Below are 13,400 nucleotides of genomic sequence, written 5' to 3' on the forward strand. Positions count from 1 at the left end.
CATGTATATTTTCTCGTAAATAAAAAGATTTTATACAGAACTTTTTCTTTTGCTCCAAATGTCGACCTCACCGAAGCATACGAGTTTTTATATATTACTTTCTTGCAATATGGAAAAATTTAATCAATTATATTTCTCCTGCAAAATGGCATGATACATAATGTCCGTTACCACGGTCTACTAATTCTGGTGTTTTTTGAGAGCAAATATCTTTTGCATATGGACATCTTGTCCTGAATTTGCAGCCTGACGGCGGATTAACAGGAGAAGGTATTTCCCCTTTAAGAATTATACGATTACGCTTCTTTGCAGTATCAGGATTAGGCTCAGGAATAGCCGTCAGTAGCGCTCTGGTATAAGGATGCATTGGATTTTTATACAATTCCTCTGACTCAACCAATTCAACTATATGACCAAGATACATAACACCAACCCTGTCACATGTATGCCTAACTACTCCCAAATCATGGGATATAAACAGGTATGTGAGATTTAGCCTGTCCTGCATTTCCTCAAGTGTATTGATTATCTGTGCTCTTATAGAAACGTCCAATGCTGAAACAGGTTCATCACAAACTATAAAGTCCGGTTGTACTGCGATTGCTCTGGCAATTCCTATTCTTTGACGTTGTCCTCCTGAAAATTCATGAGGATAACGGGATGAATGTTCTGTATTAAGACCTACAAGTGTTAAAAGCTCCCTTATCTTATCTGCTCTGTCACTTTTAGAGCTTGCCAAACCATGTATATCCAAAGCTTCTCCCACAATATCGGATACAGTCATACGTGGATCCAGTGATGCATACGGATCCTGAAAGATATACTGCATTTTTTTTCTATATGGAAGTAATTTCTTCCCTTGGAATTTAGTAATATCTACTCCGTCAATTTTTACAGTTCCGCTGGTAGGATTATAGATTCGCAGAATAGAACGTCCTAAGGTAGTTTTTCCTGAACCTGATTCTCCCACTAAGCCTAGCGTTTCACCTTTATATATGTCAAAAGTTACATCATCTACTGCTTTAACATATGCCTTCTTTCCGGCACTGTTTTTAATTGTGAAATATTGCTTCAGATTTTTTACTTCAACTAAAGGTGATTTATTTTTATTTGAGTTATTTTCCATTTTTCTGCTCCTCCATGCTTTCTTTTGCCCGCTCATCCATTAACCAGCAAGAAGTAGTATGACCATCAGCTTCTACATAAGCTTCCGGCATGTTGTTAATACAGACTTTAAGACATTCCTCGCATCTTGGGGCAAAGGCACATCCGGAGGGGAGATGAAGCAAATCAATGGGGTTTCCCTTAATAGGAATAAGCTTCGAACCCTTAGTGTTCAAGTCGGGTAATGAACGTAAAAGCCCCTTGGTATAAGGATGACGTGGGTTTTTAAATATGCTGTAAACTGATCCCTGTTCAACTATTTTCCCGCCGTACATAACAATAATATCGTCAGCCATATCTGCTACTATTCCTAAATCATGAGTAATAAGAACAATGGCCATGCCGGTCTTTTTCTGTATATCTTTTAAGAGCTCAAGAATCTGTGCCTGTATGGTAACGTCAAGTGCTGTTGTGGGTTCATCAGCAATCAGCAGTTTTGGCTCGCCTGCAAGTGACATAGCTATCATAGCCCTTTGTCTCATACCACCTGAGAATTCATGGGGGTATTGAGAAAGTCTTTTTTCAGGCTCATTTATACCTACAAGTGACAGTAGTTCTATAGACCTTTTCTTAACTTCTTCCTTAGAGATTTTTCCATACTTGTGATATAGGGACTCTGCTATCTGATTCCCTATAGTAAAAACAGGATTAAGACAAGTCATAGGGTCTTGAAATATCATTGCTACTTCATTTCCCGCAATCTGAAGTCTTTCCTGTTTAGTCATTTTGGAAACATCTTTACCGTCAAATATAATGCTTCCGCCTACAATTTTTCCTGGTTTATCAATAAGTCCGATAACAGAATAAGATGAAACACTTTTTCCTGAACCTGACTCTCCTACAATACCAAGAACTTTACCGGGTTCAAGTGAATAGCTTATTCCGTTGACGGCTTTAACTTCACCTGCCGGAGTAAAAAATGAAACTTCTAAATCTTTTATTTCAAGTAGTTTTTTATTCATAGCAATTACCTCACCTGCCCCTTAAGAGGCATTTAATAATTATCTAAAAGTGTATATCCTGTATTATTTAAGGTATACCCGTATCTTTCAAAATTAACCTTCTAATTATTACAAAATACAACATAAAATTACAAATGCTACTTTTTCATTCTTGGGTCTAAAGCATCTCTCAGTCCATCTCCAAAAAGGTTGAAGGACAGAATAATAATACTTATAGCTGATGCTGGAAATATAAGCATATAAGGATATGAATATATTCCCTTTAAAGCTATTTGAGAAAGAGAGCCCAGAGAAGCCATAGGTGATGATACACCAAGACCTATGAAGCTTAAAAATGATTCTGTAAATATTGCTTCAGGTATTTTAAGAGTAGTTACAACTATTATCTGTCCTATACAGTTTGGAATCAGATGTTTAAATATAATAGATCTGTTGCTTGCACCAAGTACTTTAGCAGCCAGAACAAATTCCTGCTCTTTAAGAGCCAAAATCTGGCCACGAACTATTCTAGCCATATCTACCCAGTATAAAAGAGCCATAACCAGAAATATACTTATAAGACCAACACCCATGCTATTGAGAAAAGCAGGTGCGTGGCCTGACTGAATATAAATATCAATAGGTTTCTTCAATACAACCTGCAATAGAATTACTATAAGAATTGTGGGAACCGAGTATACTATGTCAACAATTCTCATCATGATATTATCAACCCAACCTCCAAAAAATCCAGAAATTGCACCGTAGATAATACCGATAATTGATATCATTATTGCTGCTACTACACCAACTGCAAGAGAAATTCTTGCACCTATCATTGTTCTTGTGAACAGGTCTCTACCTAGACTATCAGTACCGAATATATGCTGCATGCTTGGCTTTAAGTTTTCTTGGCCTTTTAGTATCTGCTCATATGAGTATGGAGAAACTATTGGTCCTATGATAGCAGCCAGTATAATCAAAATAATAACGACTAGAGCTCCAGTAGCCACTTTATTAGCTCTTAATCTGTTCCATGCATCCCTCCAATAACTAACAGATGGACGCATAACCTCAGCTGTTGCCTTTTCCTCGTCTGTGGCAGGCAAAAATAAATTTTTTTCCAAAACTTTTGAATTATTCATAGTATTCATTAATGTCACCCGCCCCTTAATTGATAATGTTGATTCTAGGATCAACGAATCTGTATACTACATCAACAATGAAATTCATTAAAATTAGGATTGCTCCGAAGAAAATCGTTACTCCCATTACAGTAGTGTAATCTCTTCCAGTTATACTGGTAACAAAAGTGCTTCCCAAACCCGGAATGGAAAATATTGATTCAATTACGAATGAACCTGTAAGAACAGACGCAACCATTGGTCCGGCATAAGTTACTACAGGAAGAATTCCGTTTCTTAAAGCGTGTTTAAATATAACAGTCTTGTCTGAAAGACCTTTTGCCCGAGCTGTTCTGATATAATCTTGATTTATAACATCAAGCATGGATGAACGCATGAGCCTCGTTATAAAACTCAAAGGGAAGAACGATAGTGCAAAGCCTGGTAAAATGTAGCTGGAAACAGTGCTTAAATCGCTAATTGTAGGTAATATTTTTAGTTGTACGCCAAAAATAATCATACTAATTGTGGCAACTACAAAGCTTGGAACTGCAATTCCAAAGGTCACAATCAACATAATGAGCCTGTCTACAACAGTATTTTTTTTAAGTGCGCTCAATACCCCAAGAATAGTTCCAATTATCATTGCCAATGCGCTGGCGAAAATACCAAGCCTAAGTGAATAAGGGAACTTTTGAGCTATTATGTCTTTTACATCCTGACCAATCAGTTGTATTGACTGCCCAAAATCACCATGAAGCACATTCTTTGCATAATTGAGATACTGAACCCCTAAAGGTTTGTCCAGACCATATTTTGCATTTAGATTGGCTAACATTTCAGCAGTCATCTTCTTTTCACCTATAAAAGGATTACCTGGTACAAAATGCATCAAAAAGAATGTAAGTGTAAACATAATCCATAAAGTCAAAAGTGAGACCAATAACCTTTTGATTATATATTTTGCCATTTAAAGACCTCCTAACCGCATTTATATAATGCGGCATATTAAGAATAATTATTAAAGTAAATACCAATAACAAAAATAATCGTTACTGGACATAATTACAGACCCATTTGGACACAAAAAAAACAATCAATCTGAATATTTGTTTATGACAACATTGTCATTTTGGGAAACAAATTGATGTGTAACTTGCAAAAGGTATCAAAAAATGTCTTCGTATTGTCGAATTATACACCAAAATGAAGGAAAGTTCAATAATTTATTCACTTATTGACTCTTGTAAAATATTGTATTTAAGCGGGTTTCAAGGTTTTGGTCATTCTAACTAATCCAAATGATAAAAGTTTGGTAAAAATACCCATTAATTCATTAATCTAATAATATGTTAACATAATAAAGCGGTGAATGGTTAGAGTTTTAAATTATATTATTAATGTAAAGTTATAATACGTTAACATAATAAAGCAAAATAGTATAAAGATATACATGAATTAATGAAAAATAAAAAGTGGTCGGCTGATTTAGCGACCACTTTTTTGATATAAATTTACAGTCTGAATTTATTGATTTCACTATCCAATTGTTGAGCCATAATAGCCAAGTCACTTGAAGCCTTTGCTATTATCTCCATTGCAGAAAGTTGCTGCTGACTTGAAGCTGAAATTTCTTCGGAACTGGCTGCGGATTCTTCCGCTAAAGTTGTCAGATCATGTGTATGGCTTGAAATTTCTTTGGAGGCTTTGTCAATTGTGGCTAGCATTTCAGATACTTTCTTAGTTTTATCTGCGATAGCTTCTACAGATGTTTTTATTTTATCAAAAGCATGTTTTGTAATATTAACAGCAGAAGACTGTTCAGCCTCTATTTCTTTTGCTCTTTCTATTTTATTGGCTGTTATAGTGTTCTTTGCTATTATTGCTTGAATTATGGCAGTAATTTCTTTAGCAGCAGAGGATGATTCTTCAGCTAGCTTGCGTATTTCATCTGCAACCACCGCAAAGCCTTTACCGGCTGCTCCGGCTCTGGCAGCCTCTATAGCGGCATTTAATGACAATAAATTTGTCTGAGATGCTAAAGAATTTATTACATCTGATATACTTCCTACCTTAATAATAGACTTGCTTAAGTCTTCCAATGACTTGTTTACATCTTCAGAAACAGAAATATTTTCCTGTACCTTTTGGGATGCTAATATTACGGCCTCATAGCCTTCTGAAACAGCTTCTAGTGACAGTATTACCGCTTTCTCATTTTCGATGGTAGCGTCATTGGCTTGGGATATGTGTTCTGCAATTTCTGTAATATGCCCACTGGTTTTGCTTACAACTTCTGCCTGGTTGGCATTTCCCTTTGCAATTTCGTCAAGTGATTGGGTTACACGGGTAATACTCTTTGTACTCTCGGCAGTAGAAGCTGTCAGCTCTTCAGAATTAGCAGCCATGGTACCTGATATATTGTGTAGCTTGGTAATAGTATTATGTAAGGAGTGTCTCATATCTGATATGGAATTAATTATTATGCCAATTTCATCCCTGCGCTTAATCATTGAATTGTATGATTCATCAAAAACTAAATCAAAACCCGCTGTTTTTCTTATAATGGAAACAATAGTTGAAATGGGACATGTTATTGATCTGACAATTATAGCTCCTATCAATATACAGATTAGAGAAACGGCTATTATCAAAATAATCAGAAAAAGGGATGCTTGTCTTGCAGATTCCAGACTTTTCTTATACACATCCGAAGCTTCTTTTATGTTGGCGTTTATAAGACTAGTTACACTTGATTCAAGTTTGCGAAATACAGTATCACCTTTATCACTGTATAGGGTGGAGGCTTCTGGGGTGTTGCCCGATGTGGATAATTCAATAATCTTATTCTTGATTTCTTTCCATGCTGTTAGGTTCTCTTTTATTGATGCATATATCATTGCTCCTTCAGAACCTAAATTTGAAGTAGAAATTTTTTTAATGCCATCGTCGAGATTTTTTTCTTTTCCTATAATATCGCTTAGAACAGCCATTTGATAACTTGTGTCATCAGACGCAATAAGCCTTAAGATATTTGTAAAATCGGTCATTAAATCAGTTCCGGCGTTACTTAGATTTGCAACTTGATTAAGATTATTATTATACATGGTGTTAAGAGCTTCCTGGGCCTTCCTAGTCTGAAGCCAGCCCATACTCCCAACAAGAACCATTCCAATAATCATTGCAAATATTAATAACACAAGCTTTACTCTTATCTTAGCATTATCCATTAGTTTAAACATGGTACATATCCCCCTTATAATTTTATGAAATTAACCATTAGGAAAGTACATTATAAGAAAACTAAAATGCCAAAAGTAAAACTTTAGAATAACTTAAGTTGCCCGAACCATTAGTTTACTCAATGGCCATTAAAACTTAAATTACAAATAAAAATAGATATTAATTTTATCATTAATATATTATTAGTATACTATTAAATATGGAATAATGTCAAATATTTGACATAATACTTATTTTTTTCTAATTATGTGTCAAGAAATTACAAATTGTGTAGTTTTGGGAGGGTTTTGGTGGATGTGCAAAAAACTATTTATATCATTTATTCATATGAATAAAAACCGCAACTTTTGTTTTGAAAAGTTGCGGTTTTTTATATAGTTTATTTGAGCCTACGTTATTGTGTTATATAACATCAAGAAATTTTTACGTGTTAAGCAAATTAATTATCTATGCTCTAGCGAACTATTTAAAATAATCTAAAGCAACCCATGCATATGCACCTATATAATATCCACTTGAACCTAGGCTTATATTACTATTAGCACCGTCTGTTGCAACCCAAGTATAACCATTCGCATGCACTTTATGAGCATACCATAACCGTTGGTCTGCACCTTTAGGAATAGTTGTTATTATACCATAAGATGTACCAGGACCTTTTCGTATATTTACATTATCAGTTGCTGTATAAAACCTATTAGTAGTAGTTGTCTTTAGATATGAACTATTAATATATCCTGTTGTTTCTGTTTTACTATTAAAAATTCTTATTTTAATCCAGGATCCAGATGTTCCTTGATATTGACCAGTCCAAAGTACAGTATTTGCAGGGATTATCCCATATGAAGCATAGGATGTACCAGGACCTTTTCGTACATTAACATTATCAGTTGTATAATATGTAGAAAATGTTGCTCCGGTTGTATATGCATTAACAGTGGTGGGTTGTAATACATTAACTCCTGTAATAACAACCGCTAGAATCATAAAAAATGTTTTTTTAATGAAATTCTCAATATTTTTCATAAAATCCTCCTAAATCTACAATTTGCAACAAATTATACCTTAATTATACATAAATGTAAAGTACGTTTTGATTTGAGCTGTAAAATAATAATGCTGAATAAGTTATAAATGTGAGCAAATAAAGTATTTATAAGGATATTTTATTATATAAATAGTGAATAAAAATCCTTAATAAGGGTGAAAGAATGGTAGAGAAACTGAAATTAGTATCAGTAAATAAAAATACTACAATAGACTATTTAAACAAGATGAAGTCAAAACGGTGTCAAATATTCTAAAATGTAAATGGAAAATAAAATAACAAAACCCTCTAAGCTAATTACTTAGAGGGTTTCAATTTGGCGCGCCCGGCAGAGATCGAATCCACAACCTTCTGGTCCGTAGCCAGACGCTCTATCCAGTTGAGCTACGGGCGCATTTATTTTGCGTATAAATCATGACGCACATAATATGATAATACATATTAATGCAAAAAGCAACCATTTACTAAAAATAATTTTTTCCAATTAGTGAAAGCTCATAATTGGAAACTTCTATATTTTAATAAGCTTCTTATATTATGTTAAAATAGAATTACTATAAAGAAATTGAGAACTTTTATTCAGAATAAACCCCATATGGGAGGTAGAAATTTGAGACACGTCTTTATAATAAATCCCGCTGCCGGGAAGGGAAGGGCTTTGGAGCTTATACCGGTAATTGAGAACTATTTCAAGGGGACACACCATAAGTATGTATTAAAAATAACTGAGTATCCGGGACATGCAACAAAAATTGCCCGTGAATACGCAGAGAGTGAAATATGCAGGATATACTCCATTGGTGGGGATGGGACTGTAAATGAAATAGTAAACGGGATAGCAGGAACAAGAGCTTCCTTGGGGGTTATACCAGCAGGCTCTGGAAATGATTTTATAAGAAGCATACATGGAGAATATAAGGCTAAGGAAATAGTATCTGAAACCATAAGCGGAGAGGAAAGAAGTTTAGATTTGGCAAGGGCAAACGGGAAATACTTTATAAATATTTCTTCCATAGGGTTTGATGCCGATATTGTTTATAATGCCCGGAAATTTAAAAGACTGCCGTATATACCAGGAAGAATGGCATACCTGTTTTCATTAATATATACAACTTTCAAAAATAAAATAAATGAGGTAAAAGTCACTATAGACGATAATGAGGAGTTTGATTTAAAAATACTTCTTGCCGCAGTTGCCAACGGAAGGTTTTATGGCGGGGGAATGCTGCCTGTCCCAGATGCAGTTCTGGATGACGGATTCCTTGATGTATGTCTAGTTAGAGAAGTTAGTAGGTTCAAGATTTTAACATTATTTCCAAAGTATATAAAAGGTGAACACGGACAATTAGAATATGTTAGCTTTAAAAGAGCAAAGAAAATAAAAATTGAAAGTAAAGACACAATCGCACTTAATATAGACGGAGAAATTCTTACAGGAAAGGAAATTGAGTTTGAAATACTAAAAGGGGCTATTAATGTAATTTATCCTGTAGGTATGACAACTAACGAAAGTGTAGTTAATATTTAATCGAGGGAGGGACAAAATGAAAATAATTCACACAGGAGACTGGCATATTGGAAAAATGGTAAATGAGTTCAGTATGCTGGAGGATCAGGAATATATACTTAATCAACTTATATCCGTGATATCAGATGAAAAACCTGATGCTTTAGTAATCGCAGGAGATATATTTGACAGGAGCATACCCCCTGTAGATGCCATTGAACTGGTGGACAGAGTTTTCAATACTGTCCTTCTTGAACTCAAAGTTCCTATTCTTGCTATTGCAGGAAACCATGACAGTGCTGAGCGTTTATCATTTGCCAGTAAAATATTAACAAATAACGGGCTGCATATCGTGGGGCGCTTTGACGGTAATGTTCGAAAAGTGGTATTACAAGATAATTTTGGTTCGGTTAACTTCTATCTTTTGCCCTACTCAGACCCACGTAATATAAGGCATATATTGCAGGATAACGAAATATCTACCCATGACGATGCCATGAAAAAGCTTATTGAAAAAGTGGGGCAAGAAATGCATGAAAATGAAAGAAATGTAATGATTACCCATGGGTACATAACATATCTTGGAGGACATGCGGAAATTACCAGTGAATCAGAGAGACCCCTTAGTATCGGAGGTACGGATATGGTTAATTCATGTTATTTTAACTCCTTTACCTATACTGCCCTTGGACATCTACATGCGCCTCAACGGGCAGGTGCAGATAATATAAGGTATTCTGGCTCTTTGCTGAAATACTCCTTTTCGGAGGTTAACCAGAAGAAGGGGATAAATGTAGTTGAAATTGACGGTAATGGTAATTCACATGTAAATTTGATAGAACTTAAACCTAAGAGGGATATGCGAATTATAAAAGGCCCTATAGGGGAGCTTTTAAAGCCTGAAGTGTACGCAGCTTCAAATACTGATGATTATATATATGCAATATTAACAGACAAAGGCGAGCTTATTGACCCTATATCAAAGCTAAGAAGCGTTTATCCTAATGTAATGGGACTTACAAAGGAAAGTGTAATGATTCGGGATGATAATAAAACTTCCGCCTCCGAGGGCTATAAATCCAAGGCAAAAATAGAGCTGTTTCAGGAATTCTATAGCTCAATACAGGGGGAACCTTTGACACAGGAAGAACTAAAAATTGTGGAGAGGGTAATAGGTGAGGTAGAAACAGGAGGGAGTAAATGAAACCGTTAAAACTTACAATTAGTGCCTTCGGGCCGTATGCACAAAAACAGGTTATTGATTTTACTACCCTTACCGAACAGATATTCGTAATATCGGGGCCAACAGGGGCAGGAAAGACTACAATTTTTGACGCTATTAGCTTTGCACTTTTCGGTGAAGCTTCAGGAAGCAGCAGGGACAGGGATAGTCTGCGAAGCGATTTTGCAGAACCGGGGATAGAGACATTTGTTGAAATGGAGTTTGAGCTCAAAGGTAAAATATACAGAATAAGAAGATCCCCTCAGCAGGAGCAAAAGAAGCTAAGGGGAGAAGGGTACACCATAAGGAATGCCGATGCAGAGCTTCTGATGCCGGACGGAACTTTGATTACAAAAATAATAAATGTAGATGAGCGTATAAATCAGCTTCTTGGTATTAATAAATCACAATTTAAGCAAATTGTAATGCTTCCTCAGGGAGAATTCAGAAAACTTCTGGAATCTGACAGTAGCGATAGGGAAATTATTTTCAGAAAGATATTTGGAACTGAGGATTTTGCAGAAATACAAAAAAGACTTGATGAAGATAGAGCCTGTCTGGAAAAATCCGTTCATGACCTTAAAACGGAGATAGCTACCCATATAAATCATTTTGATGTAGGGGAGGACCTAGCACTGGATGAAATCAGGACTGCTCAAAATGTTAATTTTACGCAGTTTATTGATAGAGTCCAACTGCTGATGCAACAGGACAAGTCTATAATAGATGAAATCAAGGCTGAATTAAATACTACGGCAAAAGAACAGGCCTTGCTTCAGAAAGAGATTACAAAATGTACAGAAGTAAACAAAAAGCTTTCAGACACAGCGCAATCAAAACAACAGTACGAAGGTCTTAAAGCCAGAGAGAATGAGTTCCGTGAAAAGGAGAAAATTCTTGAATATGCAAGAAAAACTTTGCCTATAAGTGAAGTAGATGAGCAGTGCAGGAAAGTAGAGAAAGCACTGGAAGTAAAGACCGAAGAATTGGAGCTGGCAAAGCAGGAACTTGAGAAACGGAAGTTGGAGTTCAGAAATACAGAGGAGAGCTTAAATACTCATATAGGATTGGAACCTGAAATAAAAAAACATGAGACTGAACTTGCATTATTGGAAAAGATGCTTCCAAAGGTCATCCAATATGATAAGGGATTAAAACAGTTAGAGAATGTCAGAGAAGAGTATACCAAAGCAACAGGAGAACTTGAAAAGGCTCAGAAGGATATTGAAACAAGCAAAGAACTGGAAAGCCGGCAGGCAGAAAATCTGAAACTGCTTTATACAACCGAGGCTGAATGTATAAATCTTGAAAAACAAATATCAGAAAACACAAAGCTGCTGAAGGAACTCGATGGAATTAGGAAGCTTATAGGTGTATGTCAGGAAGAGATAGGCAGTCTCCAAAAGAAGAGGGCTGAGTTTGCTATCTTTGAAAAGGATTTTTATGAATTCAGAAGCAGGTTGGAGTTAATGGAAGATACTTACATACAAGGTCAAGCAGGAATACTTGCTAAAACCCTGAGTGATAATTCTCCTTGCCCTGTGTGCGGAGCTCTTGACCATCCAAAGCCTGCTGAAATGCCATCTTCTATTCCAACGGAAGAACAGATTAGGAATAAAAAATCGGAATTTTCCAAGTTAACTGAGCAAAGGACAGAAAAATCCAAGGAAATTTCAGAATTAAGCGGAAGTGTAGAAAGCAAACGTCAAGAGATACTCAGCAGACTTAATGCTCTGGATGATAATGTATTGATTTATGACAATATGGCATTAGTGGAAAGAGGTCAATTTGAAATAGTTCTTGGACATATAAATACAACAGGGGTTCAACTTAAAGAAAAAACTATTGAATTAAAAGCTCAGTATAAATCAAAAAAAGACTTTGCAGACAAAAAAAGCATATTAGAAAAGAAGCATACTGAAAATCGCCAAAGATTGAAAGCACTGGAAAGGTCTGTTCAGAGCCTGACTACACGAAAAACCGGTATACTTGAGAATATTACAAGACTGCAAACCGAAGTGCAAACTATTGAGAATGAGATTTCAGAAGATATACGTTCCACATCGAAACTAAAAGCAAAAATTGAAGAACAAAGGTCTAAAATTAATAAATTTTGTGAACAGTATGAAGAGCTTAAAAAGCTTCATGAATCCTCTAGAGAGGCTGTAAGCAATGCAGAAAGGGAAGTTGCTATAAGAGTTTCCTCCATAGAGGAAGGCACAAAAGAAATTGCTAGGCTGCAAAAACTTTTAAAGGAAAAACTTGAGTCTTCTAATTTTGCAGATTACCAGCAATTTTTGAGTATGAAAAAAACTCAGGAGGAAATTGACATACTCCAGCAGGAAATAAACGACTACTATCAAAACTTGAAATCAATTTATGATTTGTATAGGCGTCTTGAGGAGGAAACAAAAGGACTGGAAATACAAGATATTGCACTGCTAAATGAACGCCTTGGGGAGTTAGAGAAAAAACAGCAGTTGCTTCAGGAGCGACATAACATAGTGTTTTCCAGATTCAACAATAATTCGAAAACAATAAAACAGCTTACTGGAAGCATTGAAAAATTGAATCAGCTTGAGGAAAAATACAAAATAATCGGAAAACTTGCCAGAGTTGCTAAAGGGGATAATCCTCAAAGGATAACATTTGAGAGATATGTATTGGCAGCTTACTTTGACGAAATAATTATTGCGGCAAATCATAGACTAACTAGAATGACAGGTTCAAGATACTATTTAAAGAGAAAAGAGGAAAAAGGAAAGGGTCGGGCTCAACAGGGTTTGGAGCTGGAGGTTTTCGACAATTATACAGGAAAGGCTCGTCATGTTAAGACTCTTTCGGGAGGAGAGGGTTTTAAAGCTTCCCTTGCTCTCGCTTTGGGTTTAGCTGATATTGTACAGTCCTATTCCGGAGGGATTAGCCTTGATACCCTGTTTGTTGATGAGGGCTTTGGCTCCCTTGACCCTGAATCTCTGGATAGTGCTATAGAATGTCTCACTGAAATTCAAAAAACAGGACGATTAGTAGGGGTAATTTCACATGTAACTGAAATAAAAGAGAGAATACAATCAGTGCTTGAAGTAATTTCAAACAAAGAAGGAAGCTTTATAAATTTCAATATATAACAATATTCAAAGGCTCCTGAGAA

At 35.7% G+C, this 13,400-nt stretch carries 9 protein-coding genes and 1 tRNA gene; 3 read left to right on the plus strand and 7 right to left on the minus strand.

The window, feature by feature from the left end; genetic code table 11:
* Positions 1-127 precede the first annotated feature (127 nt).
* The 7 genes from K412_RS0108680 to K412_RS0108710 all read right to left on the minus strand — a co-directional run bounded on the left by K412_RS0108680 (position 128) and on the right by K412_RS0108710 (position 7,914).
* A complete protein-coding gene (locus K412_RS0108680; protein ID WP_024832739.1) occupies positions 128-1,126 on the minus strand; it encodes an ABC transporter ATP-binding protein in 999 nt (332 codons plus the stop codon).
* The gene (locus K412_RS0108685; RefSeq protein ID WP_024832740.1) at positions 1,116-2,126 is read right to left on the minus strand and encodes an ABC transporter ATP-binding protein; all 1,011 of its coding nucleotides are present in this window, start codon (positions 2,124-2,126) and stop codon (positions 1,116-1,118) included. Before K412_RS0108685 ends, K412_RS0108680 begins: the two co-directional genes overlap by 11 nt.
* Positions 2,127-2,263: 137 nt before the next feature.
* Positions 2,264-3,259 carry an ABC transporter permease gene (locus tag K412_RS0108690; RefSeq protein WP_024832741.1) on the minus strand — a complete coding sequence of 332 codons (996 nt, stop codon included), beginning with the start codon at positions 3,257-3,259 and terminating at the stop codon, positions 2,264-2,266.
* Positions 3,260-3,275: 16 nt separating this feature from the next.
* Positions 3,276-4,199 carry an ABC transporter permease gene (locus tag K412_RS0108695; protein ID WP_024832742.1) on the minus strand — a complete coding sequence of 308 codons (924 nt, stop codon included), beginning with the start codon at positions 4,197-4,199 and terminating at the stop codon, positions 3,276-3,278.
* Positions 4,200-4,743: 544 nt separating this feature from the next.
* Positions 4,744-6,471 carry a methyl-accepting chemotaxis protein gene (locus K412_RS0108700; RefSeq protein ID WP_024832743.1) on the minus strand — a complete coding sequence of 576 codons (1,728 nt, stop codon included), beginning with the start codon at positions 6,469-6,471 and terminating at the stop codon, positions 4,744-4,746.
* 463 nt (positions 6,472-6,934) lie between these two features.
* Positions 6,935-7,498 (minus strand): SH3 domain-containing protein, encoded by a 564-nt coding sequence (locus tag K412_RS0108705; RefSeq protein WP_024832744.1) that lies wholly within the window; start codon positions 7,496-7,498, stop codon positions 6,935-6,937.
* A 339-nt stretch (positions 7,499-7,837) separates the two neighbouring features.
* A tRNA-Arg gene (locus K412_RS0108710) sits at positions 7,838-7,914 on the minus strand.
* Positions 7,915-8,130: 216 nt separating this feature from the next.
* Here K412_RS0108710 and K412_RS0108715 point away from each other — a divergent pair.
* From K412_RS0108715 to K412_RS0108725, 3 genes are read left to right on the plus strand one after another with little or no spacing between them, the layout of a single operon-like run.
* A complete protein-coding gene (locus K412_RS0108715) occupies positions 8,131-9,048 on the plus strand; it encodes a diacylglycerol/lipid kinase family protein (protein WP_024832745.1) in 918 nt (305 codons plus the stop codon).
* A 16-nt stretch (positions 9,049-9,064) separates the two neighbouring features.
* Entirely contained in the window at positions 9,065-10,231 is a 1,167-nt protein-coding gene (locus K412_RS0108720; protein WP_024832746.1) for an exonuclease SbcCD subunit D, read from the plus strand.
* On the plus strand, positions 10,228-13,377 hold the full coding sequence (locus K412_RS0108725; protein WP_024832747.1) for an AAA family ATPase: 3,150 nt from the start codon (positions 10,228-10,230) through the stop codon (positions 13,375-13,377). The genes K412_RS0108720 and K412_RS0108725 overlap by 4 nt, the downstream gene beginning before the upstream one ends.
* The last annotated feature ends 23 nt before the right edge of the window (positions 13,378-13,400 follow it).

This window comes from Ruminiclostridium josui JCM 17888, assembly GCF_000526495.1.
In the GTDB taxonomy this organism is placed as follows: domain Bacteria; phylum Bacillota; class Clostridia; order Acetivibrionales; family DSM-1351; genus Ruminiclostridium; species Ruminiclostridium josui.

Excerpts from the sequence above, each read along its gene's own strand:
- K412_RS0108680 (WP_024832739.1), bottom strand. The coding sequence starts at position 1,126 with ATGGAAAATAACTCAAATAAAAATAAATCACCTTTAGTTGAAGTAAAA.
- K412_RS0108720 (WP_024832746.1), top strand. The coding sequence starts at position 9,065 with ATGAAAATAATTCACACAGGAGACTGGCATATTGGAAAAATGGTAAAT.
- K412_RS0108690 (WP_024832741.1), bottom strand. The coding sequence starts at position 3,259 with ATGAATACTATGAATAATTCAAAAGTTTTGGAAAAAAATTTATTTTTG.
- K412_RS0108725 (WP_024832747.1), top strand. The coding sequence starts at position 10,228 with ATGAAACCGTTAAAACTTACAATTAGTGCCTTCGGGCCGTATGCACAA.
- K412_RS0108705 (WP_024832744.1), bottom strand. The coding sequence starts at position 7,498 with ATGAAAAATATTGAGAATTTCATTAAAAAAACATTTTTTATGATTCTA.
- K412_RS0108700 (WP_024832743.1), bottom strand. The coding sequence starts at position 6,471 with ATGTTTAAACTAATGGATAATGCTAAGATAAGAGTAAAGCTTGTGTTA.
- K412_RS0108695 (WP_024832742.1), bottom strand. The coding sequence starts at position 4,199 with ATGGCAAAATATATAATCAAAAGGTTATTGGTCTCACTTTTGACTTTA.
- K412_RS0108685 (WP_024832740.1), bottom strand. The coding sequence starts at position 2,126 with ATGAATAAAAAACTACTTGAAATAAAAGATTTAGAAGTTTCATTTTTT.